General features: G+C 55.1%; 16 protein-coding genes and 1 riboswitch. Of the genes, 1 reads left to right on the top strand and 15 read right to left on the bottom strand.

Annotated elements, in window-relative coordinates:
• Positions 1-61: 61 nt before the first annotated feature.
• From ACAF76_RS15110 to ACAF76_RS15125, 4 genes are all read right to left on the bottom strand, one after another.
• Positions 62-3,814 carry a S8 family serine peptidase gene (locus ACAF76_RS15110; protein ID WP_400164228.1) on the bottom strand — a complete coding sequence of 1,251 codons (3,753 nt, stop codon included), beginning with the start codon at positions 3,812-3,814 and terminating at the stop codon, positions 62-64.
• Between the two features lie 160 nt (positions 3,815-3,974).
• Complete coding sequence (gene sdhB / locus ACAF76_RS15115) at positions 3,975-4,727, bottom strand: succinate dehydrogenase iron-sulfur subunit (protein ID WP_400164229.1); 753 nt, start codon at positions 4,725-4,727, stop codon at positions 3,975-3,977.
• A 17-nt stretch (positions 4,728-4,744) separates the two neighbouring features.
• A complete protein-coding gene (sdhA, locus tag ACAF76_RS15120) occupies positions 4,745-6,502 on the bottom strand; it encodes a succinate dehydrogenase flavoprotein subunit (protein WP_400164230.1) in 1,758 nt (585 codons plus the stop codon).
• Positions 6,503-6,523: 21 nt separating this feature from the next.
• Positions 6,524-7,132: a succinate dehydrogenase cytochrome b558 subunit gene (locus tag ACAF76_RS15125; protein ID WP_400164231.1), complete on the bottom strand. Its 609-nt coding sequence runs from the start codon at positions 7,130-7,132 to the stop codon at positions 6,524-6,526.
• A 328-nt stretch (positions 7,133-7,460) separates the two neighbouring features.
• On the opposite strand from ACAF76_RS15125, the gene ACAF76_RS15130 reads away from it, so the two are divergent.
• Positions 7,461-7,907 carry a DUF2507 domain-containing protein gene (locus tag ACAF76_RS15130; RefSeq protein ID WP_400164232.1) on the top strand — a complete coding sequence of 149 codons (447 nt, stop codon included), beginning with the start codon at positions 7,461-7,463 and terminating at the stop codon, positions 7,905-7,907.
• 51 nt (positions 7,908-7,958) lie between these two features.
• Here ACAF76_RS15130 and ACAF76_RS15135 read toward each other — a convergent pair whose 3' ends face one another.
• The 11 genes from ACAF76_RS15135 to ACAF76_RS15185 all read right to left on the bottom strand — a co-directional run bounded on the left by ACAF76_RS15135 (position 7,959) and on the right by ACAF76_RS15185 (position 19,960).
• On the bottom strand, positions 7,959-9,203 hold the full coding sequence (locus ACAF76_RS15135) for an aspartate kinase (RefSeq protein WP_400164233.1): 1,245 nt from the start codon (positions 9,201-9,203) through the stop codon (positions 7,959-7,961).
• 217 nt (positions 9,204-9,420) lie between these two features.
• Positions 9,421-9,608: riboswitch (Lysine riboswitch) on the bottom strand.
• Between the two features lie 88 nt (positions 9,609-9,696).
• Positions 9,697-11,478, bottom strand: coding sequence for an excinuclease ABC subunit UvrC (gene uvrC, locus ACAF76_RS15140; RefSeq protein ID WP_400164234.1), 1,782 nt, complete (start codon positions 11,476-11,478; stop codon positions 9,697-9,699).
• A 147-nt stretch (positions 11,479-11,625) separates the two neighbouring features.
• Positions 11,626-11,940: a thioredoxin gene (trxA, locus tag ACAF76_RS15145; protein ID WP_400164235.1), complete on the bottom strand. Its 315-nt coding sequence runs from the start codon at positions 11,938-11,940 to the stop codon at positions 11,626-11,628.
• Positions 11,941-12,109: 169 nt separating this feature from the next.
• A complete protein-coding gene (locus tag ACAF76_RS15150) occupies positions 12,110-12,460 on the bottom strand; it encodes a hypothetical protein (RefSeq protein ID WP_400164236.1) in 351 nt (116 codons plus the stop codon).
• A gap of 117 nt (positions 12,461-12,577) precedes the next feature.
• Positions 12,578-13,537 carry an electron transfer flavoprotein subunit alpha/FixB family protein gene (locus ACAF76_RS15155; protein WP_400164237.1) on the bottom strand — a complete coding sequence of 320 codons (960 nt, stop codon included), beginning with the start codon at positions 13,535-13,537 and terminating at the stop codon, positions 12,578-12,580.
• 20 nt (positions 13,538-13,557) lie between these two features.
• Positions 13,558-14,325 (bottom strand): electron transfer flavoprotein subunit beta/FixA family protein, encoded by a 768-nt coding sequence (locus tag ACAF76_RS15160; RefSeq protein ID WP_400164238.1) that lies wholly within the window; start codon positions 14,323-14,325, stop codon positions 13,558-13,560.
• An 89-nt stretch (positions 14,326-14,414) separates the two neighbouring features.
• Positions 14,415-15,188 carry an enoyl-CoA hydratase gene (locus ACAF76_RS15165; RefSeq protein WP_400164239.1) on the bottom strand — a complete coding sequence of 258 codons (774 nt, stop codon included), beginning with the start codon at positions 15,186-15,188 and terminating at the stop codon, positions 14,415-14,417.
• Positions 15,189-15,302: 114 nt separating this feature from the next.
• Complete coding sequence (locus ACAF76_RS15170) at positions 15,303-15,890, bottom strand: TetR/AcrR family transcriptional regulator (protein ID WP_400164240.1); 588 nt, start codon at positions 15,888-15,890, stop codon at positions 15,303-15,305.
• Between the two features lie 166 nt (positions 15,891-16,056).
• A complete protein-coding gene (locus tag ACAF76_RS15175; RefSeq protein WP_400164241.1) occupies positions 16,057-17,757 on the bottom strand; it encodes a long-chain fatty acid--CoA ligase in 1,701 nt (566 codons plus the stop codon).
• 174 nt (positions 17,758-17,931) lie between these two features.
• Positions 17,932-18,912, bottom strand: coding sequence for an LCP family protein (locus ACAF76_RS15180; protein ID WP_400164242.1), 981 nt, complete (start codon positions 18,910-18,912; stop codon positions 17,932-17,934).
• Positions 18,913-19,033: 121 nt separating this feature from the next.
• A complete protein-coding gene (locus ACAF76_RS15185) occupies positions 19,034-19,960 on the bottom strand; it encodes a 50S ribosomal protein L11 methyltransferase (RefSeq protein WP_400164243.1) in 927 nt (308 codons plus the stop codon).
• Positions 19,961-20,167 lie beyond the last annotated feature (207 nt).

Genomic DNA, 20,167 nt, shown 5'->3' on the forward strand with positions numbered 1-20,167 from the left:
GCACAAAAAATGCCCGGGACAGCAATTGTACTGCCCAGTCCCGGGATTTTCGCACATGCCCTTACTGTTTTTTTCCGACAACCGTCATCTCTGTTTTCGCTTCTCTGCCCAGGGTGTCGGTGGCGACTACGACCACTTTGTGCTTGCCTGCTTTTACCCCGTCCAGCACCAGCCGGAATTCCCCGCGGTCATTCACATCTGCCTGCAAGTTCCGCTCGTCGTACTGCATGTGGAGGCTGAATGTGCCGTATCCGAGCACTTTTCCGTCGATCGTCACAGCCTCCCCTTCTTTTGCTTCTACCTGCTTATGTGCCAGCGAGATCGTCGGTGCAGGAACAGTCCTCGCCTGGTAGGTCAGCCGCTGCTCTCCTTGGTGAAGAACGACGGAGCCGGCATTGGCGTCGACGTAGCCGTGGACGACGAGCGCCGTTTTGTTTCCGGCGCCATCCTTGCCTTCGATCAGGATGCGGTTCTCTCCGTGCACGAGCGCCAAAGGATGGGTGACATGCTTGTACACTGGGTTTTCCAACTGGTCTTCCTCAAAACTCGAGACAATTTGCCCGTTTACGCTGATCTTTCCTTTGTATGTCTGATCCCGGTAGACAAAGCGGACCGGCACGAGCACACGCTTGCTTTTGGCATCGAACAGTACGTCTTCCTTTCCGTCATTGGCAAACTGAAGCTGTGGCGGCGTCGTATCCACGATCACCCGCTGCGTAAATTGCCGCGTGTTTCCGTACATGTCCTGGGCGCTGTATTCGACGTAGTTCAGCCCCTCAGCCAGCTTCAAAATCGTCTGGAAGGAGCCGTCCGTCTCCACTTTGACAGGCGTTTTGTTCACCGTCAGCCTGACCCGGTCAAGCATGTCTTCGCCGCTGATTTTCCCGCTCACCGCCAGCTCCGGTCTACCTGTTATTTTCACAAAGCTGAACAGGTTTTCCGGAAACTCGACGGCAGGCGGCTTGCTGTCGCTTTTGCCATTGATATGGGCGACACTCAGATTGCCCGCGTAATCATACGCTACCAGGCTGATTTTTTTGTCGGGCTGGCTGACGACAGTGCTGGTCACCTGTGCCGAGTATGGGCCGCCCGTCTTCTTGCCGTCGACGTAGAGCAAGTATCCCTGGACATCCTTGTCCGGACTGCTCCACTGCAGGCGATTTCCCGAGAGCGAAGCCGTCACTGCAGGCGCTTTCGTATCAACCCGAATCGGCAGTGTGAGCGTCTGCCAGTTGGAGTTGCGCCCGTCGATCTTCGCCTTGATGACAAACTGGTACTTTCCATCAGGCACCTTGGTGTAAACGCCTTTTTCAGCAGAATACACAGTCCCGTCCCAGCTCCATTCCTCCCGCTCGGTGTAGTAATACGGGATGCCGAGCTTCGATTGATCGAACTTGCTCACCTTTTCGTCGCGGACGAGGGAGCGGATCGGCTTGCCTTTTTGATCCGTCACCTCGACCATCACCTGGCGGGCGTTGCGCAAAAAGGTGATCGAAGGAGCAGCCGTATCATAGTGCCCGTCTCCATTCGGCGAAAAGGCGATCTTGTCCGGCTCGATCAGCACCGTGCCATCCTCGTTGACGCCGTTTACCCCGAGGTAGTCACGGTACTTCCACTTGTCGTTTTGCTTGTCGTGGTACCAGGTCGTTTTCACGCCCGTGCGCTTCTCCTGGCTTTGTTCGTTCCACATCGGCTCGTCCATGATCCGTGGCTCGTTCCAGTCGCCGTAAAAGCCGTAGTACGGAACGCGCAGCTCGGGAAGCTGCTTGTCCTCGGGCGAAAACAGGATGAAGCCCTCCGCAAACTGGTTGTGCTCCGCACCTTGCGGGATCTGCAAGGTCACCTTTACTTCTTCGCGCTTGCCGGGAGCGACCGTGACCTGCTGCTTGGAGAACTGCAGCTTGGCGTCGGCAAACCGGGTCGCGGTCAAAAGGTTGATGCCGTCCTTTTTCAAGTCCGTCAAGACACCAAACTCATCTGATAGCCGGTAGGTGATCGGCTTTTTGCCAAATTTGTTCTCCACATACAGCGAAAACGTCGTACTCGGTCCGATTTCGCCCAGAGAGACGCCCGCCTTGCCCTTTGCATCGACGACGATCGCAGGGGTTTGGATCGCTTTGGCGACCTGGATCAGCCCTGCTCCCTGCACACGGGGCGTATAGGGGAGCCGCTCTCTCGCTTCCTCCTTGTTCGCAGACGCCGATGCCGCTTCGCGCGGATCGAGCACAGGCTGAGCCGTGTTCATCGCCGCCGCCTTCACCGTCTCCACCAGCGCCCTGCCCGCAAGCTGCCGCCCCTGCTTCTGGTACACCTGCTTCATCAGTGCCACAGCGCCCGCTACATGCGGTGTCGCCATCGACGTTCCGCTTTTTACCGCGTAGTCGCTGTCGTACACGGTAGACAAAATCCCTCCGCCCGGTGCAGCGATCTCCGGCTTGAACTGCAAATCAGGCGTCGGACCCCAGGAGGAAAAGGCGGAAATCGTGCCGCCGTTCGGATACGGCATCGGATTTTGCCCGTACTGTCCGTCAAAGGCGATCGTTATCTTTTGTCCCTTTTTCAAAGCCTGTGCCAGCTTTTCTCCCATTTCCTTGAGAATCGAGACCGCGGGAATCTGCTTGAGATGTTCCGCACTGATAATCAACGGTCCGGAATCGCTGTTGTAAATGACGGCACCGGCTGCCCCTGCCTCCTTGGCCAAGCGAAGTTTCTCGTCAAACGAGATGTCGCCGCGCTCCAGCAACACCACCTTGTCCTTGACGGAGACGTTGTAGTCCTCTTTTTTGCCTTTGCCCATGTAGACCAGCTCGTGCGGTTTTCCCAGTGCCGAGACAGGATTGACCGCCGAGCCTTTGCCCACGTACCCGTGCAGGTAGACGACCCGCTCCAGCTCCGGCATGCCCTTTACCGCGAAGCTGTAGCCAGCGAGCGTCGTCGCATTGACGGACGCCACCGAAAAGGCATCCGGGGACAATCCTGGCGAGCCGATCATCGCCACGTCAGGATTGCTCGCCTTGACCTTGTCGCTGCCAAAATAGGCGTCGTTCCCGGCCGCAGCGACGACGATCACGCCGTTGTCGACGGCGCGTTTGATCGCGTACTGTTCCGTATTCGTCTCATCCACATAGCCCGCCGACGAACCGAGGCTCAGGTTGATGACGTCTGCCTTTTTTTCGATCGAATCGTTGATCGCAAACAAGATCGATTCGCTGAGTCCCGGCACTTCGCCCTGGTAGTTGGAAAACACCTTCTGGCTCAGCAGTTGCGCTTCCGGCGCTACTCCTTTCAGCTTGCCGTTCGCGGCGATAATCCCGGCTACATGGGCGCCGTGCTGTGAATCGCCGACATCGACCGTCGTCTGGTTGCGATCCGCCCAGTTGTAACCGGAAATGACCTTTTCAGTGGACCCCGACTTTTGCTGCGCCAACCGTTTGTCCCGGGGTGGCGGCAAATCGGGATGCTTCGGATTGATCCCCGTATCAATTACGGAGATCAACATTCCTTCCCCTTTCACGCCTGCTTCCTGCCAGGCTTTGGTCGCTTCAATCATCTCCAGTGAGGATGCAGGAGCTTGTGCCACCTGCTCCCCCAAAATCCGCTCCTGAGTGTGCAACCACTCGTCTGCTGTCACCGTATGCGCGTGCTTCGTATCCGTTCCTGCCTGCTGCGTATGTAAGAATGCCGTCGATTGCTGAAGATCCGCAATCACCTGCTGTTGAAATGATGAAAGTCCCCCTCTCTCCACACTTGCGCCCACCGTCGTTGCCGGAAGCAAAACCAGCGTCATCCCAATGCTGAAAATCTGTTTTTTCATCGTTTGCCCCCTTTGGAAATGATTCCTTTCAATCAGTTTTCACTGGGAGGCAGGCTGGTATTCCCTCACATTAAAAATCGTTGGCTGTGAAGACGGCTTGGAACATGCAAAAAAGCGTACTGCCCTTTCGGACGGTACGCTTTTCTTTGCCGCAAATCGATTACGAGAAGAAGAACTTCTTCACGGCGTGTTTGGTTGTTTCTTTGTTCATGTGCGCGATCGAGGTCGTCAGCGGAATGCCTTTCGGGCAAGCCTGCACGCAGTTTTGCGAGTTTCCGCAATCGGCGATGCCGCCGTCTTCCATCAGCGCTTCCAGACGCTCGTGCTTGTTCATTTGACCGGTTGGGTGCTGGTTGAACAGACGAACCTGGGAAATTGCGAAAGGACCGATGAATTCGGATTTTGCGTTTACGTTCGGGCATGCTTCCAGGCATACGCCGCAGGTCATGCATTTGGACAGCTCATACGCCCACTGGCGCTCTACTTCCGGCATGCGCGGACCAGGTCCGAGATCATGGGTACCGTCAATCGGAATCCATGCTTTGACGCGTTTGAGCGCATCAAACATGCGGCTGCGGTCAACGGACAGGTCGCGTTGTACCGGGAAGGTGCTCATCGGCTCAAGGCGGATCGGCTGTTCCAGCTTGTCGATCAGCGCGGAGCACGCTTGGCGCGGTTTGCCGTTGATTACCATCGAGCAGGCACCGCACACTTCTTCCAGGCAGTTGGACTCCCAGTTTACCGGGGACGTCTTTTGGCCTTGAGCGTTCAGCGGATTGCGCTGGATTTCCATCAGCGCCCCGATTACGTTCATGTTGGGACGGTACGGAATTTTGAACTCTTCCTTGTACGGAGTGCTGTCAGGGCTGTCTTGACGGGTAATAATCAGATGAATCACTTTTTCTTCGGCCATGATCGTTTCCTCCTCTCTTATTTCTTCTTGTCAGACGTATAGTCACGCTTACGCGGTGGAATCAGGGAAACGTCGACTTCTTCGTAGTAGATTTCCGGCGCAGTCGTTTCTGGGTTGTACTTGGCCATCGTCGTTTTCAGGAACTTCTCGTCATCGCGCTCAGGGAATTCTGGCTTGTAGTGAGCGCCGCGGCTCTCGTCACGCATCAGGGCACCGATCGTAATCGCGCGTGCGAGAACGAGCATGTTCCACAGATGGCGGGTAAAGGAAGCACCGGAGTTGCTCCATTTGCTCGTGTCGTTGATGTTGATGTTTTTGTAGCGCTCCATCAGCTCCACGATCTTCTCGTCTGTTTTCTTCAGACGGTCGTTGAAGCGAACTACCGTTACGTTGTCCGTCATCCACTCGCCCAGTTCCTTGTGGAGCAGGTACGCGTTTTCCGTGCCATCCATTTTCAGGATGTTGTCGAATTTCTCTTGCTCCTGTTTGGCGAAGCCATCGAACAGCGTCGAGGACAGATCGTCTGCAGACTGGCTCAGACCGTTCATGTATTCGATCGCTTTCGGACCTGCTACCATACCGCCGTAGATCGCGGAGAGGAGCGAGTTCGCACCCAGACGGTTGGCGCCGTGCTGCGAATAATCGCACTCACCGGCAGCGAACAGGCCAGGGATGTTTGTCATTTGATTATAATCTACCCACATGCCACCCATCGAGTAGTGAACGGCAGGGAAAATCTTCATTGGAACCTTGCGCGGGTCGTCACCGACGAACTTCTCGTAAATCTCGATGATACCGCCCAGTTTTACGTCCAGCTCTTTCGGGTCCTTGTGGGACAAATCGAGGTAGACCATGTTCTCGCCGTTGATCCCCAGTTTCATGTCTACACAGACGCTGAAGATTTCGCGAGTCGCGATGTCGCGCGGTACCAGGTTTCCGTACGCTGGGTATTTTTCCTCCAGGAAGTACCACGGCTTACCGTCTTTGTACGTCCAGACGCGACCGCCTTCACCGCGAGCAGACTCAGACATCAGACGCAGCTTGTCGTCGCCTGGGATTGCTGTCGGGTGAATCTGAATCATCTCACCGTTAGCGTAGATGACGCCTTGCTGGTACGCCGCGGATGCTGCTGTACCGGTATTGATGATCGAGTTGGTCGATTTACCGAAGATGATGCCAGGTCCGCCAGTAGCAAGGATGACGGCGTCAGCACGGAAGGAGACGACTTCACTGTTCCGCAGGTTTTGTGCGGTAATCCCGCGACAGGTTCCTGCTTCGTCCAGAACTACACCGAGGAAGTCCCAGTATTCATATTTGGTTACGAGTCCTTCTGCTTCGTAGCGGCGAACTTGCTCATCCAGCGCGTACAGAAGCTGCTGACCAGTCGTCGCGCCTGCAAAAGCCGTACGGTGATGCTTGGTTCCCCCGAAACGGCGGAAGTCCAACAGACCCTCTGGCGTACGGTTGAACATGACGCCCATCCGGTCCAGCATGTAGATGATCCCTGGAGCCGCATCGGTCATCGCTTTTACTGGCGGCTGGTTAGCCAGGAAGTCACCACCGTATACTGTATCGTCAAAGTGCTCCCAGGTAGAGTCGCCTTCCCCTTTGGTATTTACTGCACCGTTGATACCGCCTTGGGCGCAAACGGAGTGGGAACGCTTTACCGGAACCAGAGAGAACAGTTGGACGGGAACGCCTTTTTCTGCTGCTTTGATGGTAGCCATCAAGCCGGCCAGACCACCACCGACAATGATCAGTTTACCTTTTGCCATGACTTTGTCCCCCTATCCCTATTAAATGAAAGCCGCCATCGCGCGCAACCCAATATACGTCACGATTACGAATACAGCCATTGTAAAGTATGTTGCAATCCGCTGCGAACGAGGTCCTACGGTAATGCCCCAGTGGACGAGGAACGACCAGATCCCGTTCGAGAAGTGGAACGTAGTGCTGATAATCCCGATCGCGTAGAATACGATCATTGCAGGATTGCTAAGTATGTCGGCCATCATGTCGAAATTCACTTCGGCTCCCAACGCCTTTTGAATCCGCGTTTCCCATACGTGCCATACGATAAAAATCAGCGTGATGATACCGGTCAACCGCTGCCACAAGAACAACTGGTTGCGGAAGTAGCTGTAGTTCCCTACATTATGCTTCGCTTGGAAGGCAATATAGAGACCGTACACCGCATGGAACAGAATCGGGATGTAAATGAAGATAAATTCGAGAGTGAGTACGAATGGAAGGCTTTCAATCAGACCGACAGTCGAGTTGAAAGCTTCCTCCCCTCGGGTTGCCTGGAAGTTCGCCGTCAAGTGGAACAGCAGGAACAGCCCGATTGGAATTACGCCTAGAAGTGAGTGGAGCCTGTGACTGAGAAAGCTATGGCCTTTCGCCATACAATGTCCCCCTTTCAACATATATAACGCTACTTTTACTCGTTCTTTCTCCCATATCCTTACCCATTGCCTTTTCGGTTAGACATGACGGTACAAGCCGCCACTCCTTGTCCCGAATCGACAAATTGTGTCGGAATATGAAAAAAAGAATGGCAAAACATTGACCACAACAATTGTACTCCTGACGCTAGGGAGCGTCAAGACAATGAATAGACTAAATCCATTGATAGATCAAACTTCCCTGATCCCTTCCTAGCAATCTACTGCAAAGTTGGCATGAAAGACTCTCCCTCCTCATAGTCTAGTAGCAGACAGGAGGGAAGTGAACATGAAGGAGAACGATCAGTTGGCGGCCTTGCTGCCAGCTCCGTCGCTAGCATACGCCGAGAGGATCAACATGCCCTACCTCGGGTACCATCTGTTGCGGGAAACTTTGACCAGCACCCTCTTGGGGGAAAGCGAAAGTCCCATTCTCTACTGGATCGGCAAAGACATGGGGAAAAAGATCCCGATCCGCTCGGCGAACGGAATCATTCTTCCGTTTGTCCGCCTTGGTCTGGGCAAGCTGGATTTGCTGGAAGAGTCATCCGGCCAGATTTGCTATAGCTTGTCCCACACCATTTACAAGTACATGACCAAAGAGCGCCTCTGCCGCACCCTCGGCTTCGAATCCGGCGTCATCGCCGGAAGCGTCGAGCGGTGGCAGGGCAGGCTGGTAGAAGCGCAGCTTGAAGTCGAGGAGCAGGAGAGCGTTCGCATCGTCGTCCGCTTTTAGGATCGGCGGCAAAAAATCCCCCTCTGCCGACGTGGAAGAGGGGGAAGGAGCTTACGACAGGCCGTGGACGACCGCCGTTTCCGCCACATCAAGACCAAATGCGGTGTGCAGACTGCGAACCGCCAGTTCGGTTGCCTCGGCGGGCACGACGCAAGATACTTTAATATCGGAAGTAGAGACCATTTTGATCGTGATTTTCTGATCGGCCAGCACGCGGAACATCTCTGCCGCCACGCCCGGATTGTTGACCATGCCAGCGCCAACGATCGATACTTTGGTCAGCCCTTCCTCGTAGTCGACCTGCTCGAAGCAAAGCAGCGACTTGTGCTGTTCCAGGGTGTCCAACGTCTTTTTCAAATCGCCTGAGGCGACGGTAAAGGAAATGTTCGTGACCGGTGCATCGTACGTGCTCTGGATGATAATATCGACGTTTACCTGGTTGTCGGCGAGCGTGTTGAACAGTTTGGACAACGTCCCGACCTGTGCCGGCATGCCCACGACTGTCACCTTCGCCACCTCGTCGTCATGTGCCACACCGCTTACGATTCTTCCCGTTTCCATTTCCGCTGCCTCCTCTACATTTGTGCCATCTTCGGTGGTAAAGCTGGAGCGCACCACCATCCGTACCTTGTATTTTTTCGCCGCTTCCACCGAGCGCGGGTGGAGCACACCTGCCCCGAGATTGGCCAGCTCGAGCATTTCATCATAAGAGATGCTGTCCAGTTTTCCGGCAGCGGGCACGACGCGCGGATCGGCTGTGTACACGCCCGCGACATCGGTGAAAATCTCGCATTTTTCCGCTTGCAGCCCTGCGGCCAGCACGACGGCAGAGGTATCGGAGCCACCTCGTCCCAGCGTGGTAATCTCTCCCTCGTCGCTGATTCCCTGGAAGCCCGCTACGATGACTACGCGGCCGCGAGCCAGCTCCTGCGAAATCCTCTCGGGATTTACGGCGGTAATCCGCGCCCTGCCGTGGATTGATTCGGTCACCACGCCCGCCTGCCAGCCGGTCAGCGAGATCGCGTCATATCCTTTCTGGTGCAGTGCCATCGCCAACAGCGCGATCGACACCTGTTCGCCGGTGGAGAGCAGCATATCCATTTCCCGCTCTGACGGGTATTGGGAAATTTGTTTGGCCATATCGACCAGAACGTCCGTAGATTTTCCCATGGCCGAGACGACGACGACCACGTCATGGCCTTCCTGTTTATACGCAACGATCCGATCCGCTACTCGCAAAATTCGCTCAATGGTCCCGACGGATGTACCGCCGTATTTCTGCACGATCAGTCCCATGGTTTCTCTCCTTTTTGATCTCTATCCGTGTTCTCTCTTTTTATCTGTTTATCCGTTTTTCTCTCGTAACTCCACCCAAAAAACAAAAAAGACACCAACAAGGAATCGCACCTGTCGCTGTCTACTGTTTCGACATACCGGTTCCTCCCTTCCCAATACACGCCGCAGTGGGGGATGACATAAGAAAATACACCGTCATCACACTCACACTGACAAACCGTGAGATAGCACTCCATCTGGCAACTGGTCATTGCCCAGATGACAGTCCTGCGCTTCTTCAACGCAAGCCCAGCAAGCAGGGAAGCGGGTCTCCCTACGAGCTTCGGCGAATTCCCCTTTCCCGTACCCTTCATAGATTCCCGATCTCAGGGTGGTACTCTTGGTCTTCGCGCCTCTACCTCACTCCTTTGGGGAAGTGAGGCCTTATATTCTGTTTGAAAAGGATTATAACACGCAGTGCCGGACGGTTCAATGAAAAATGCGCAAAATGGGGCTATGACTCCATCTTGCGCAAATGGGCAATAATCTCCCGGGCCAGCTTGTCGCCAATCCCGAGCTGCCGAAAATCTTCTACAGTCGCTTCCCGCATTTTTTTCAGCGAGCCAAAATGCGTGAACAGCAGCTTTCTGCGCTTCTCTCCGATACCGGGGATTTCATCCAGTTGGGAGGAGAGCATCGTCTTTGCCCGCGATTGCCGATGAAACGTGATGGCAAAGCGGTGGACTTCGTCCTGAATCCGCTGCAGCAGGTAATACTCGTAGCTGTCCCGTCTCATTTCCACCGGCTCCGGTGGATCGCCGAACAGCAACTGCGCGGTGCGGTGCCGTTCGTCCTTGGCCAGGCCGCAGACGGGGATGTACAGACCGAGTTCGTTTTCCAGCACATCTACCGCCGCGCTGATCTGTCCTTTTCCGCCGTCGATCACGATCAGATCGGGCATCTCTTGGTTCTCTTTCAGCAGGCGCGAATAGCGGCGGCGGATGACTTCCCGCATCGAGCCGTAATCATCCGGCCCTTCCACGCTTTTGATCTTGAACTTGCGGTATTCTTTCTTGTCGGGGCGGCCGTCGGTAAACACGACCATCGCCGACACCGGGTCGGTCCCCTGAATGTTGGAGTTGTCGAATGCTTCGATGCGATGCGGCGTGCCGATTCCAAGCGCATGGCCGAGGTTGTGGACGGCCTGGATCGTACGGGCGTCGTCCTTGGACATCAGGGCGAACTTCTCCTGCAGGGCAATCCGTGCGTTTTCCGAAGCCATCTGCACGAGCTCCCGCTTGGTGCCCCGTTTTGGCGTGTACACCTTGACGCCCAGCCATTCGGCCAACAGCTCGGGATCGCTTTCTTCCGCCAGCAGAATTTCCTTCGGCAGAGCGTTTAGCTTGTCGTAGTAAAACTGGCTGACAAAGGACATAAAATCTTCGGACTCCGTTCCGTAGTAGGGGAAGGAGGTCGTTTGCCGCTCGATCATTTTGCCTTTGCGCATGTAGAAAACCTGCACGCACATCCAGCCTTTTTCCACGGCAAAGCCGATGATGTCCCTGTCCATGGTATCGGCCATCGTTACCTTTTGCTTTTCCATGACCGCTTCGATGCTCTTGATCTGGTCGCGGTATTCCTTGGCCCGCTCGAACTCCATCGCTTCCGCAGCCTGCTGCATTTTCTCTGTCAGCTGCTGCTTCATCTCCTCGTGGCCGCCGTCGAGAAAACGGCTGATCTCTTCCACGAGCCGCTGGTTTTCCTCGGCCGCCACATCCTGCACACAGGGAGCGAGACACTGGCCCAGATGATAGTAGAGGCAGACCTGCTTCGGCATCGTCTTGCACTTGCGCAGCGGATACAGCCGATCAAGCAGCTTTTTGACCTCCTGGGCGGCACCGGCGTTCGGGTACGGTCCGAAATAGCGAGCCTTGTCTTTTAATACCTTGCGCGTAATCTCCAGACGCGGCTGCGCTTCGTTGGTGATCTTGATGTACGGATAGGTCTTGTCGTCCTTGAGCATGACGTTGTAGCGCGGGTTGTGCTGTTTGATCAGGTTGCATTCCAACACGAGCGCTTCGATCACGGTAGAAACGACGATATATTCAAAGTCGGCGATTTCGCTGACCAACAGTTGTGTCTTCCCGTCATGGCTGCCGGTAAAGTAGGAGCGGACGCGGTTTTTCAGCACTTTTGCCTTTCCCACGTAGATGATGTCGCCTGCGGCGTTTTTCATCAGGTAGCAGCCCGGCTTATCCGGCAGAACGGCCAGTTTGTCTTTCAAGGAGCTGTTCATTCGTCTGCTCCCTCCTTCAACAGTTCGTTCCATTGCAACATCGTATCAAATTTCCTACGTGATGAAAATGAGGGAAGAGAAGAAAAAAAAGCAGCATTTGCCACTTCCATGCAAATGCTGCCTGCTTGCAATTCGTTTTCGTACGTTTTACAGGTGTTTGCCCACTGTCGCCATCAGCGCTTCCTTCGGTTGGAAACCGATCACCTTGTCAACAGGCTGACCGTCTTTGAACACGATCAGGGTCGGGATCGACATGACGCCGAATTTGCCGGCCGAATCCGGATTGTCGTCTACGTTGACTTTGACGATTTTCAGCTGCGAGCCTACTTCGCTGTCAATTTGTTCCAGAACCGGTGCAATCATTTTGCATGGGCCGCACCACGGTGCCCAGAAGTCAACCAGTACAGTACCGCTTTGTACTTCCTGGGAAAATGTCTGATCTGTAGCGTTTACAATCGCCATGGAAAGTTACCTCCTTGAAATCCTCTCGGAAAAAAGTACCTGACGTCAATCAGTATATCATCGAAACTGCAAATTGACCACGTCAACAGACACTTTGCCTGCACCCGATCATAGTCTGCCCTTGACAGTCACGCTTTAATGATGAAAATGCGATTTTCGCCCAAACGCATTACTGTCTCGTCTGTTTCAAGCGGTTGATCTGGCGTTCGTGATCGGTTACCTTGCGATGCAAAAGGTCCAGATCGGCTGTGTGGAATCTGTCGTCACGCTCGATGCGATCAAAGCGCCTGTACACATCATCGCGAAAGGCGTACATTTCATCCTTGAACGCATACATCTCGTCACGAAACGCATACATTTCATCCTTGAACGCATACATCTCGTCACGAAACGCGTACATCTCGTCGCGAAACGCGTACATCTCCGTTTTGAACTCGCGCAGTTCCGCTTGCGTCTCCTTCACGATCCGGTTGTTTTCCGCCACCATGTGAATCAGTTGTTCCAGCAACTTTTCATTCATCAAGGCCCACCTCGCTTACCCAAAATCATACCATGTACGCCCATCCTACGGCAGGTGGCTGGGATAAAAAAAACGTCCCGACATGTCGGAACGCTTTTTTGACTATCCGCAGGCCCGTTAGACGAGCACTTTTTTCAATTCGGCTGTCAGCAGCGGTACGACTTCAAACAAGTCACCCACGATGCCGTAGTCAGCGATCTGGAAAATGGGCGCTTCCGGGTCCTTGTTGATCGCCACAATCACCTTGGAGCTGGACATGCCGGCCAGATGCTGGATCGCACCGGAAATGCCGCAGGCGATGTACAGATCAGGCGTGACCACTTTTCCGGTCTGGCCGATCTGCATGGAGTAGTCGCAATAGTCCGCGTCGCACGCCCCACGGGATGCGCCTACAGCAGCTCCGAGCACCTCTGCCAGCTCGTAGAGAGGCTTGAAGCCGTCCGCGCTCTTCACGCCGCGCCCGCCCGCGATCACTACCTTGGCCTCGGACAAGTCAACTTTTCCGCTCGTCTTGCGCACGACTTCTTTTACGATCGTACGCAGGGCCTTGATCTCCAGGTCAACCGGAACAACTGTCGCCGTCTTGCTGGCGTCTGCTTCACCCGGCTTGATGTTGTTCGGACGAATCGTGACAAACGTCTTGCCATCGACAAATTTACGCTGCTGGAACGCTTTTCCGGCATAGATCGGACGGGTGAACAGGGGACCTTCGTCGAGAGCGGTCACATCCGACACCAGCCCGAAGCCGAGACGCGCTGCCACACGCGGCGCCACATCGCGGCCGATGGAAGTATGGCCCATGACCACGGCATCCGGGTTGGCCAGCTCGATCAGTTGCACGACCGCCTGCGCATAGGCATCAGGCGTATACGCTGCGAGCGCTTCGTGATTGGCGGTGTACACCGTGGAAGCTCCGTGCTGTCCCAGTGCAGCGGCAAGCGCCTGTGCTTCCGCGCCGAAAACGCCCGCCACTACTTCTCCGCCTGCCGCGATCGTCTTCGCTGCGGCCAGGGCTTCCAGAGACACATTTCGCAGTTGTCCGTCCCGTACTTCTGCCAAAACAAGTACTTTTTTCATGGAAATCCTCTCCTTCTCTCCTAGATCACTTTCGCTTCGTTGCGCAGCAGTTGCACCAATTCTGACACTTGTGCCGTCAGATCACCGGACAAAATCCGTCCAGCCTGCTTGGTCGGCGGCAAAAATTGATCCACGATTTCGGTCTTCGCCTTCACATCGTCGGCAGACAGGCCCAAATCGTCAGCAGAGAGGCGCTCCAGCGGTTTTTTCTTTGCTTTCATAATCCCTGGCAGGGAAGGATAGCGAGGTTCGTTCAAGCCTTGCTGCGCCGTGATGAGGACAGGCAAGCTGGTCTCTACCACTTCCAGGTCGCCTTCGACGTCACGCTCAGCTCGTACAGTCGTACCATCTATCTCCAGTTTCACAACGGTCGATACGTGGTTGATACCCAATTCTTCGGCAAGGCGCGGTCCACCTTGTCCAGCACCGGAATCGACAGCCATCTGTCCGCCGATGATCAGGTCGTATCCTTCCTTGCGGGCTACAGCAGCCAATACTTTGGCCGTCGTGTACTCGTCGCCAAACAGCGATTCATCGTCGACCAGCACCGCTTTGTCCGCACCCATTGCCAATGCCGTGCGCAGTGCTGTCTCGGCACGATCCGGGCCGATGCTTACGACGGTTACTTCTCCGCCGTGCTCTTCCTTGAGCTTGATTGCCTCTTCGACGGCGTACTCGTCATATGGGTTGATGATGAACTCCACGCCTTCTTCGGAAATCGCACCGTTTTGGACTACAATTTTTTCTTCTGTGTCAAATGTCTGCTTTAACACGACCAGAATATTCATACTGCTCTCCCTCCATTTCAAGACGCTATCTTTTGTGAATCAGTGACGAATGTCCGCTCCATTATGCCACGTTCGGCGAAGCGATGCTATTATAAATCAGAGAATTTCGGCTTCCGCTTCTCCAAAAAGGCCGCGACGCCTTCCTTGACGTCCTGTGTCTGGAACGCCTGCCCGAACAACGCCGCTTCGCGGGCCAACCCCTCATCCAACGGGAGCGTAGCTGAACCGTGAACCGCTTCGAGAGCCAGCTTCATCGTGACAGCGCTTTTTTCGCTGATCGCGTAAGCCAGCTTCTTCGCTTCGTCCAGCAGTTGTTCAGCAGGGTACACCGCCTCTGCCAAGCCGATCCGGCATGCCTCTTCACCGCCGATCATTTCGGAGGTGAGGATCATTTGTGTGGCCCGACCTCTGCCGACCAGACGTGGCAAGCGCTGCGTCCCGCCGTACCCGGGAATCAGGCCGAGGTTTAGTTCAGGCAGGCCCAGCTTCGCTTCGGCAGCAGCCAAACGAATGTGGCAAGCCATCGCCAGCTCCAGCCCTCCGCCCAGGCACGCGCCGTTGATGGCGGCAATAATCGGTTTGGGGAATGTCTCCAGACGGTCAAACAGGCGTTGGCCTCTTTCAGCAGCAGCTTTGCCGTCCGCCCCATCCATGTGCGTAAACTCCTTGATGTCCGCTCCCGCGATAAAAAATCGCCCTTCACCGGTAATGATCACCACTTTGACGGCAGGATCGTTTTCCAGCGCCGTCAAGCTCTCTGAGAGTTCCTCCAGAACGTGCTTGCTCAAAGCGTTGGCGGGCGGGTTGGAAATCGTCACCACAGCGACGCGGTTCTCAACCTGCACACTCCAATGTGTCCCCATTTCGCTCCCTCCACTTCAATCATAAACAATAGAGAGCGATCGCAACCTGAACGACCGCTCAGTGTTCTGTTTTCATTGTACCAGATTCGCCCCCGGAATTGAAAGCACCTCTGGCTACTTTCCCTTCAAACCGTACAGGAAGAGGTTATGAATGGGATCTACATGAGAGACAAGGTCGTACTTGCACTGTTTCATAACCCACGATGTCGTCACTTCGTCCAGCGTCCCGAAGATCATTTTCCGCGTCATCCGCACATCCAAATCAGTGCGAAACACCCCTGTGGCGATCCCTTCCCCGATCACTTCGTCGATCAGGTTGAAGTACTGCTTCATCACATTGCCGATCCCGACGCTGATCTCCTGGTTGGACTGGCGCAGCTCGATTTGCGTCACCTTCGCCAGGTCTTGGTCCTGGGAAAGCTGACTCAAATGGGCATGGACGAGCACGTACAGCTTCTGCTCCGTGGACGTCTGTTCCATGATGCGCTGCCTGCACGTTTCGATAAAGTGACCCATCTTTTCGTTAAACAGCGAAATCAGGATATCATCCTTGTTTTCAAAATAGAGGTAGATGGTACCGTCCGCTACCTTCGCCTCCTTAGCTATTTTGGAAACCTGGGCGTTGTGATAGCCCTGCTGAGCGATAACGCGAACAGCCGCATCGATAATGGCCTGATACTTTTCCCCCGTTTTCTTTGCCATATGTACCTCCGTTGTTTTACTCACGCCGATGATATTGTGAATGACTATTCATTCATATTCAGTGTATAGTACCCTGCGCATGGCTGTCAATCGCCTGACGGCAAAAGAAAAGGACGCTCCGCAAGCGGTTTTGCCGCCCTTGGACATCCTGGCCTTCCACTTAGGGTCAGCTCGATTTCGGTTGCTCCAGGGAATCGCTTTTCTGCTTTTCTTCTTCCGCAAGCTGACGGCGCAGTACCTTGCCGACCATCGTCTTGGGCAGGTCGCTTTTGAATTCGTACAGGCGCGGGACTTTGTAAGCAGCCAGCTTCGCCCGACAGTGCTGATCGAGCTCCTCTTCGCTTGCCTGCATCCCTTGCTTGAGAACGACGTACGCCTTGACGGTCTCGCCACGGTACGGGTCAGGAACGCCAATCACTGCCGCTTCCTGGATCGCCGGATGTTCAAACAGCACCTCCTCCACTTCCCGTGGATAGATGTTGAAGCCGCCTGCGATAATCATGTCTTTTTTGCGGTCGACGATGTAAAAATAGCCCTGCTCATCCATGTAGGCCATGTCTCCGGTCAATAGCCAGCCGTCCTTGAGGACTGCGGCCGTCTCCTCGGGGCGATTCCAGTAGCCGCGCATCACCTGCGGGCCTTTTACCGCCAGTTCGCCGATTTCACCGGGGGGCAGCTCCTCACCTGTCGCGCTGTCGACGATCCGGCTGTCGGTGTCGGGCCAGGGAAGTCCGATGCTGCCGGCAATGCGCTTGCCCCAGATCGGGTTGGAGTGGGTCACAGGCGAGCTCTCGGTCAAGCCGTAGCCTTCGACCAGCTTGCCCCCGGTCAATTCCTCAAATCGGGTCTGCACTTCGACCGGCAGTGGAGCTGAGCCGCTGACACACGCTTCGATCGAGGAGAGGTCGTACTTTTGCAAATCGGGGTGGTTGATTAAGGCGATGTACATCGTCGGCGCACCCGGAAACAAGCTCGGCTTCATTTTGTCGATTTGCTCCAGCACTTGCGCCACGTCGAATTTGGGCACGAGGATGACCTCTGCCGCGATCGAGACGCCCAGATTCATCACCGCCGTCATCCCGTACACGTGGAACAGCGGGAGGACGCCGAGAATCCGCTCCTTGCCGATCTGCGACTTGTACAAGGTGGCACGGCACTGTACGGTGTTGGCGATCAGGTTGGCATGGGTCAGCATGACTCCTTTGGCGACACCTGTCGTACCTCCCGTGTATTGCAAAAGGGCGATGTCTTGCTCCGGGTCGACGTCAGTTTCCACCGGAGTGAGAGCGCTTTCTTTCAACACGGTAAGAAAAGGCTCAACATCGCTGCTGTATGTGACTTGCGGCGCAGAACCCTGCCTTTTTTGAACGAGTGGGTACAGCATTTTTTTGAAAAAGGGAAGATAATCACCGATGCTGGTGACAATGATGCGTTTGAGAGGAGTGGATGACTTTACTTCATTGACGCGTTTGAAGAGTAGATCAAGCGTGACGATGACTTCTGCACCGGAGTCGTTCAACTGGTGGATCAGTTCCCGCTCCGTGTAGAGCGGATTGGTCATAACCACGATGGCTCCGGCGAACAGAGCGCCGTAGTAGCAGATTACCGCCTGCGGGGTGTTGGGCAGCATGATCGCTACACGGTCTCCTTTTTTGACGCCGCGCTGTTGCAGCGCATCAGCGAACCGGTACGACAGGTGCAACAGTTCGCGGTAGGTAATGCGTTTGCCCATGAAGTAGATGGCGTAGTGATCGGGGTGCGTCGCTGCTGACTGTTCCAGAAAATGCGTCACTGGAACACGGGGGTATTCCAGTGACGGTGCAGTTTCAGGTGGGTAACTGGCAAACCAAGGCTTGGCATGTGACATGGCTCTTCCCTCCATCTCGTATTGGCCTTGCCTTCCCGTCGATCAGCATTCATAACCTCTTCCAGTTTCTATTGTAGTCGAAAAATATGGAATTTTCCAATATCAAAAATGGAAATTTACACCATGTCCAAACAAACAGGGAAGGTAGCGAATCTCTCGCCCCTTCCCGACGGGTTATGGTATTAGTGCCTGCTCAAGCTGTTTGCGAACGCGCTGCCGCTCGTCCTTGGTGACGAGGTGATACCAGCCAAGCACGCCGTTATGCCAAATACGCTCGTCTCTGCCACGCAGCGTGTCGGTCTGTACCTGGTTGGTGCCCGACGTGCCAAAGGAGAGCAGAAGCGAGGCAATTTCCCCTTCTGTGAGGTCAGTCTTCACGTGTTGGCCGACAATTTCGAGCAGCGGATAGAGGTTCGTCAGCGCCTTGGAGGAGGCCGCTTCGGTCGCCAGTGCGCGAATGATTTCCTGCTGTCTGGCGATGCGCTCATAGTCGCTGTCTTCCGCTCCGAGATCGCTCATCCGGTAACGGGCATAGTCGAGAGCCTGTTCGCCGGACAACTTCTGCACGCCAGGCGACAGATCGATGTACGTATCGTCAGTCGGATCGCTGTATTTCATTCGCTTCTGGACATCGACCGTCACGCCGCCCAATTGATCCACGATCTGCCGAAACCCTTCGAAGTCGACCGTCACGTAGCGGTCGATGCGGATGCCGAGAAACGACTCCAGCGACTGCTTGACCAGTTTCGGACCGCCAAACGCCATGGCGTGGTTTACTTTGTCGTAGCCTTTGCCCGGGATGTCGAGATAGCTGTCACGCGGGATGGATATCAAGTAGGCGGACTGCTTTCCCGGATTGACCGCAGCCAAGAGCATCGTGTCGGAGCGCGCTGCTTCCCCGTCCCTGCTGTCCACACCGAGAATGAGCAGTACAAACGGGTCTAGCGGCACCTTTCCCGCCAACACCTCGCGCTGCGGCTGGTCGGCCTTTGCCGTGCTGCCTGCACCGTCGGCAGTATCAACTGTCTGCCCGTCAATCGGGACATACCATTGCTGCGCCAGTTGCTTGTATTCGTAGACCGTATAGCCGATGACCACAAGACAGAAGATCACACCTGTGACGAGCAGGCGTAATGTGATTCGTTGAAATGACATGCCAAAACCTCCCCCCGTGCAAACAGACCCGAAAGGTGCAGCTTTCCAACCGGGACTTGCTCTCATTGTTAACAGGGGAGGCTTCGTTTAAACCTTTGCAGACCGCTCAAAATCGCGTTTTTCAGCTTCGCTGATAGCGCATCATCATCGTCACCCACTCGTCGCTTGTGCGCTCCTTAAGCAAATGAAAGCCAGCTTGCTGATAAGCCGCGAGCACCTGCTCACGGTTCCACTCGACAATTCCGGAGAGCATCACCAGTCCGCCATCTGCCAGCCGCTCTGCCACGACAGGGAGCATGGCGACGTCCTCATCCCCGCCGATGTTGAGCAGCACGACCTCCACCTGATCGGGAAGCTGTGAGCGGACCGCCGGATCGAGCGCATCGCCGATCACGATCTGCAAGCTGTCCGTTGTCACTTTGTTGTTGGCGGCGTTGACCTCGATTTGCCACTCGCTTTGCGGATTGATGTCCACGGCAAAGACCGGCCGGGCAGCGCCGTTGCGGACACAGAACAGCGAGAGAATCCCCGAGCCTGCCCCGATGTCGAGCACCCGCTTTCCTGCCAGCGGAAGCTGTTGCAGCAGCAACAGCAAATCCTGTGTCGTCCCGTGATAGCCCGTGCCGAACGCTGCTCCCGGATCAATCCAGAGGACATTCTGTGCCGCGGCCAGCTTTTCCGGCTCCGTCCACGTCGGAGCCACCCACCACTCGCCGACCTGGACTTCACGGAACTCTTCTTTCCAGGAATCGTTTTCTTCTGCGACCTCCTCCACGGACTCGAACGTGACAGCCCCGCCCCATTGCGCCAGGTAGCGTTCCAGCCTGTGCACGTGCTCCTCGTTTGTCTGCTCAAGCGGCTCGAACAGGTAGGCGATCGACGGCGCGCTATTGTTTTCGGTGTAGTCATACCCGTTACCGGTCGTCAGCACTTCGATCTGCGGCTCCACCCAGCCCAGTGTATACGGACTGTCCAATACCGCCGCGACAAATTCTTCTTCTCTGTCTGGTTCCACATGTACGATGTATTTCAGCCATCTCGGCTCCATCTGTTGTCTCTCCTCTCTTTTTTCCTGCTAGGATTCACCCATGATTGCCACAACTGGACATAGCAAGGAAGTGCCCTGCATGGTATGATACGAGAATGGACTATCTACCTCTAAGGGAGGATTCATATGTTTGACGAATTCTTTTATCGACGGCGGAAAAACAAGGGCCTGTACTACTTTATGATCGGCATGATGGTACTGGCCGTC

The sequence above is a fragment of the Brevibacillus sp. TJ4 genome, from assembly GCF_044627595.2.
Taxonomy (GTDB): Bacteria; Bacillota; Bacilli; order Brevibacillales; family Brevibacillaceae; genus Brevibacillus.

Excerpts from the sequence above, each read along its gene's own strand:
- ACAF76_RS15110 (WP_400164228.1), bottom strand. The coding sequence starts at position 3,814 with ATGAAAAAACAGATTTTCAGCATTGGGATGACGCTGGTTTTGCTTCCG.
- sdhB (WP_400164229.1), bottom strand. The coding sequence starts at position 4,727 with ATGGCCGAAGAAAAAGTGATTCATCTGATTATTACCCGTCAAGACAGC.
- sdhA (WP_400164230.1), bottom strand. The coding sequence starts at position 6,502 with ATGGCAAAAGGTAAACTGATCATTGTCGGTGGTGGTCTGGCCGGCTTG.
- ACAF76_RS15125 (WP_400164231.1), bottom strand. The coding sequence starts at position 7,132 with ATGGCGAAAGGCCATAGCTTTCTCAGTCACAGGCTCCACTCACTTCTA.
- ACAF76_RS15130 (WP_400164232.1), top strand. The coding sequence starts at position 7,461 with ATGAAGGAGAACGATCAGTTGGCGGCCTTGCTGCCAGCTCCGTCGCTA.
- ACAF76_RS15135 (WP_400164233.1), bottom strand. The coding sequence starts at position 9,203 with ATGGGACTGATCGTGCAGAAATACGGCGGTACATCCGTCGGGACCATT.
- uvrC (WP_400164234.1), bottom strand. The coding sequence starts at position 11,478 with ATGAACAGCTCCTTGAAAGACAAACTGGCCGTTCTGCCGGATAAGCCG.
- trxA (WP_400164235.1), bottom strand. The coding sequence starts at position 11,940 with ATGGCGATTGTAAACGCTACAGATCAGACATTTTCCCAGGAAGTACAA.
- ACAF76_RS15150 (WP_400164236.1), bottom strand. The coding sequence starts at position 12,460 with ATGAATGAAAAGTTGCTGGAACAACTGATTCACATGGTGGCGGAAAAC.
- ACAF76_RS15155 (WP_400164237.1), bottom strand. The coding sequence starts at position 13,537 with ATGAAAAAAGTACTTGTTTTGGCAGAAGTACGGGACGGACAACTGCGA.
- ACAF76_RS15160 (WP_400164238.1), bottom strand. The coding sequence starts at position 14,325 with ATGAATATTCTGGTCGTGTTAAAGCAGACATTTGACACAGAAGAAAAA.
- ACAF76_RS15165 (WP_400164239.1), bottom strand. The coding sequence starts at position 15,188 with ATGGGGACACATTGGAGTGTGCAGGTTGAGAACCGCGTCGCTGTGGTG.
- ACAF76_RS15170 (WP_400164240.1), bottom strand. The coding sequence starts at position 15,890 with ATGGCAAAGAAAACGGGGGAAAAGTATCAGGCCATTATCGATGCGGCT.
- ACAF76_RS15175 (WP_400164241.1), bottom strand. The coding sequence starts at position 17,757 with ATGTCACATGCCAAGCCTTGGTTTGCCAGTTACCCACCTGAAACTGCA.
- ACAF76_RS15180 (WP_400164242.1), bottom strand. The coding sequence starts at position 18,912 with ATGTCATTTCAACGAATCACATTACGCCTGCTCGTCACAGGTGTGATC.
- ACAF76_RS15185 (WP_400164243.1), bottom strand. The coding sequence starts at position 19,960 with ATGGAGCCGAGATGGCTGAAATACATCGTACATGTGGAACCAGACAGA.